Below are 4,083 nucleotides of genomic sequence, written 5' to 3'. Positions count from 1 at the left end.
TATTGTCTCGGCAGCGGCGTCTTCCAATACGCTCACGCATCCAATCGTTTCTGCAATCACGCCCAAAGCCCTCGCTTCATTGCCAGACAATCCACCAAGTCCCCTGCCGGCGCTGTCGGTCCCGCACGCTGGCCGGGCCGGTCGGAGAGGCTCCGTCCATGGCTGGGCTGACAATCAAGCAGTTGCGCACTTGGCGGCTGTGCTGCCGTCCCCGAACAGCACTCGCCTTGCAAACACCGACGCCCTCGAATTCCGCGCAGGACCGCAGCATCCGACGGGGGGCAACCGAACACAAAGAGAATGCCGCGTCTTCCACCATTCGGTGGATAGCGACGGCCGGAGTTCGATGGTAGCGCCCGGGGGCGGATGACCATCCCCGTCGGGAGATGATCAAAGGGCTTGCCCGATCCGGATCATGCTTTAATTTTGCTGCGGTACAGCAAGGATTTTGTTGCCGTGCGGCAAGGATGGTGGCGATGCGTTCTGCCTTCTCGATGGCTCAGTTGTCCGAACTGATCGGGCTGATCTACGACGCCGCGATCGATCCCGCGCGCTGGCCCGTCGCGATCGAGGAGATGCGCATCGCGCTCGGCTTCGGGACCGCCGCCATCCGCCTGCAAGCATTGCCGTCGGGCGAGGTGCTGGTCAACGTGACCAGCAACATCCCGCAGCCCTATGTCGACCGGATGGCCAGCTACGGCGCTGAAATCGTCGAGCTATGGGGTGGGATGGCGGTGGTAGGCTCGCTGCCGATGGATCGGCCGGCGGTGTTGAGCCAAGTCAATCCCAACCTCGACACCACGACGAACCGCTATTTCGTGGAGTGCGGCAAACCGCAAGGCATGATCGATTCCCTGGCGCTGCCGCTCGCGCGGGATGGGCGTGGTCTAGGCTCGCTGTCCTTCAGCCGCCATGTCGATGCCGCTCCCATCAGCGATCTGCAGATTGAGGCCGCCCGATTGCTGATCCCGCATCTGCAGCGCGCCGCGACGATCAACCGGCTGCTGGACATGGCGGCGATTGCCCGGTCGACCTTCCAGACGGTGCTCGACACGCTGACGGCGCCGATCCTTCTCACCACCGCCGATCTGCATGTCGTGCATGCCAATCCAGCTGCCCGGGACATCGTCGCCACGGGCGAGTTGCTGAACATCCGCAACGGAGTTCTCACCGCCAGGGTCGCCGCCGTGTCCAGCGCGCTGGCCGTCGCGGTATCGCAGGCGGCACAGGACGAAAGCGCCATCGATCGCAAGGGACTGGGAGTTCCGATACGCTGGAAGGACGGCTCGGCCGGAGCCTTGCACGTGCTGCCGCTGCGTCCGGGGCGCGGGGCGTTCGATGCCAGCGTGGTGGCGGCGGTGTTTGTCGCACGCGCGGATACGCCCTTTGTCGCGCCGACCGCGCTGGTCGCGGCGCTGTTCGGCCTGACGCCGGCCGAGGCACGTGTCTTCGAGCAGATCGCGGCGGGCCGCACGGTGGAGGAGACGTCCGATGCCCTCAACATCGGCCGGAGCACGGTCAGGACGCATTTGCTGCGGCTGTTCGAGAAGACCGGCGTGCGGCGACAGGCCGAGCTGGTTCAGCTCGCCGCGTCGCTGGCGTCGCCTATGGCCGGCGTGGCGTAGCCCTGTGAGCAGACCCCGGCTGCGGGGAGACATACGGCGCGGGCCGGTTGCAACCAGCAAAGAACTCAAGCGGCCTTGTCGCGGGAATTCATTTCAACCAGGCAGTCCGATCCGCAAACCAATGTGCTCGATCACGCTGGCAAGCGTTGTCTTTTTGATCTCGAGCGAAATTTTCGTCCTCGCGCGCGCGGCCGGGATGAACAATTCTTCCTCGCTGTACCTACTCAGGAACGCCGCCACGGCCGACAATTCGGCACCCTTTACGCAGATATTTATAATGCTATGCGACGGCCGCTTTGCGGCGCGCTCGGATAGGATCTGCAGCGGCCCGCAAGTGCAGTCACAATATCCTTCGTCGTGGTGATAAATACAAATACAGTGCTGGTATTGCGGGCAAATTGTATTGCATTCGCAATCATCCTCAATTGTCATCGTATTCTCCAAGCATTTGAAATCTATGGGTGCCCATTGGATCGGGACTAGAGGTAGACGCAGACCACCACGAAAAGAATTTCGGGTCGTCCACCGTTCGGTGGACAGTGACGGTCCCAGCCCGACGATTTCGCCCCCGACGCCCGTACCGCTATGTCAGGGTGGGCGCACCGGAGCCGCCCTTTCCGCCTCGGCGGGGTCTCATCGGCAGATTTTTTCCAACAAACCCACCTTCGTTGGAAGGATTTAACTCTACAAGAACCATAGAATTAGCTGACTATGAACAGGCAATCCGGTTTTCCCCTTTTTCAAGGAGCCTTTCATGTCCAGCATTTCACGCCGCATCATTCTCCTGTCTTCGGCGGCCCTTGCCGGCGCCGCCTTCCTCGGTCCGGCCATGGCCGATGACCTGAAGATCACCATCGGCTACCAGACGGTGGTCGAGCCCTCCAAGGTGCCGCAGGCCGACGGCGCCTATGAAAAGGCCACCAAGGCCAGCATCGACTGGCGTAAATTCGATTCCGGCGCCGACGTCATCGCCGCGGTCGCCTCCGGCTCGGTCGATATCGGCTATGTCGGCTCGAGCCCGCTGGCGGCCGCCGCCAGCCGCGAACTGCCGATCCAGACAATCTTCGTGGTCGGCCTGATCGGGCCGTCGGAAGCGCTGGTCGCCCGCAACGGCGCCGGTATCGAGAAGGTCGCCGACCTCGCCGGCAAGAAGGTCGCCGTGCCGTTCGTGTCGACGACGCATTACAGCCTGCTTGCCGCGCTCAAGCATGAGAATGTCGATCCGAAGTCGGTCCAGATCCTCAATCTCAGGCCGCCGGAAATCGCCGCCGCCTTCGCGCGCGGCGATATCGATGCCGCCTATGTCTGGGATCCGGCGCTGGGCCAAATCAAGACATCGGGCAAGGTGGTGCTGGATTCCTCGCAGGTCGCCGCCTGGGGCGCGCCGACCTTCGATGCCTGGATCGTGCGCACCGACTTCGCCGACAGGAATCCGGAAGCCGTGCGCGACTTCGTCAAGGTGACGGGATCAGCCTATGCCGAATATCTCGCCAAGCCCGACGCCTGGTCGGTGTCGTCGCCGCAGGCCGCGTCGATCGCCAGGCTCACCGGCGCCAAGCTGGAAGAAGTGCCGGAGCTCCTGAAGGGTTATGTGTTCCCGACGCTTGAAGAGCAGGCCTCGGACAAATTCCTCGGCGGCGGCACGGTCAAGGCGGTCGCGGCCGCGTCCGCCTTCCTCAAGGAGCAAGGCAAGGTCGACGCCGTGCTGCCGGACTACTCGAAATACGTGACGTCGAAATACGTCACCGAGGCGCTGGCCTCGAACTGACGGCCCAAACGCGCGGCTCACCTTCCCGGACGCCGTGCGTTGCCTGTCCCGGAGCCGCTGACGAGGCGCGGTTTCGGGGCAGGCGGATTTTACCGAACCGATTCATCCCTGACGCAATTCCGGACGGAAAACCGCCTGACACTTTTCTGGAATTGCTCGGCGAGGGGCCATGCCGAATCTCGTGCTCGACAACATCTCCATCCACTATGACGGCCAGCCGGCGCCCGCCGTCGAGCGGGTGTCGATCAACGTCGCCGGGAATGACTTCGTCGTTCTTGTCGGCCGCTCCGGCTGTGGCAAGACCTCGCTGCTCAACGTTGCCGCCGGCCTGGTCGCGCCCGCGCGCGGCACGGCCTCGATCAACGGCCAGCCGATCACCGGACCCGGTTCGGACCGGGCGGTGGTGTTCCAGAACGATGCGCTGTTTCCCTGGTTGACCGCCCGCGAGAACGTCGCCTTCGCGCTGCGGCTGCGCGGTGTCAGGCCGACCGAGCGGGCGCGGCGCGCCGACCGGCTGCTGGACCTGGTGAAGCTCGGCGATGCCGGCGACAAGCGCATCTGGGAGCTGTCGGGCGGCATGCGCCAGCGTGTCGGCCTTGCCCGCGCGCTCGCCGCCGAACCCGAATTCCTGCTGCTCGACGAGCCGCTCGGCGCGCTCGACGCGCTGACGCGCGAACGCATGCAGACGAC

General features: G+C 64.2%; 4 protein-coding genes. 3 read left to right on the top strand and 1 reads right to left on the bottom strand.

Annotation, left to right across the window (positions count from 1 at the left end):
* Window positions 1–503: 503 nt before the first annotated feature.
* Complete coding sequence (locus tag EOA36_RS29500; protein ID WP_189553417.1) at window positions 504–1,625, top strand: helix-turn-helix transcriptional regulator; 1,122 nt, start codon at window positions 504–506, stop codon at window positions 1,623–1,625.
* A gap of 93 nt (window positions 1,626–1,718) precedes the next feature.
* Here the strand turns inward: EOA36_RS29500 and EOA36_RS29495 are convergent, their stop codons facing one another.
* Window positions 1,719–2,057 carry a hypothetical protein gene (locus EOA36_RS29495; protein ID WP_127280499.1) on the bottom strand — a complete coding sequence of 113 codons (339 nt, stop codon included), beginning with the start codon at window positions 2,055–2,057 and terminating at the stop codon, window positions 1,719–1,721.
* A 322-nt stretch (window positions 2,058–2,379) separates the two neighbouring features.
* On the opposite strand from EOA36_RS29495, the gene tauA reads away from it, so the two are divergent.
* Window positions 2,380–3,393 (top strand): taurine ABC transporter substrate-binding protein, encoded by a 1,014-nt coding sequence (tauA, locus tag EOA36_RS29490; RefSeq protein ID WP_127280498.1) that lies wholly within the window; start codon window positions 2,380–2,382, stop codon window positions 3,391–3,393.
* A gap of 169 nt (window positions 3,394–3,562) precedes the next feature.
* On the top strand, window positions 3,563–4,083 hold a 521-nt coding region (locus EOA36_RS29485; RefSeq protein ID WP_127280497.1), incomplete at its 3' end, for an ATP-binding cassette domain-containing protein.

The sequence above is a fragment of the Mesorhizobium sp. M8A.F.Ca.ET.021.01.1.1 genome (genome assembly GCF_003998025.1).
Classification (GTDB): Bacteria; Pseudomonadota; Alphaproteobacteria; order Rhizobiales; family Rhizobiaceae; genus Mesorhizobium.
Note: the sequence above shows the minus strand (reverse complement) of the source record. Positions and strands in the feature narration are given on the sequence as shown.

Excerpts from the sequence above, each read along its gene's own strand:
- EOA36_RS29495 (WP_127280499.1), bottom strand. The coding sequence starts at position 2,057 with ATGACAATTGAGGATGATTGCGAATGCAATACAATTTGCCCGCAATAC.
- tauA (WP_127280498.1), top strand. The coding sequence starts at position 2,380 with ATGTCCAGCATTTCACGCCGCATCATTCTCCTGTCTTCGGCGGCCCTT.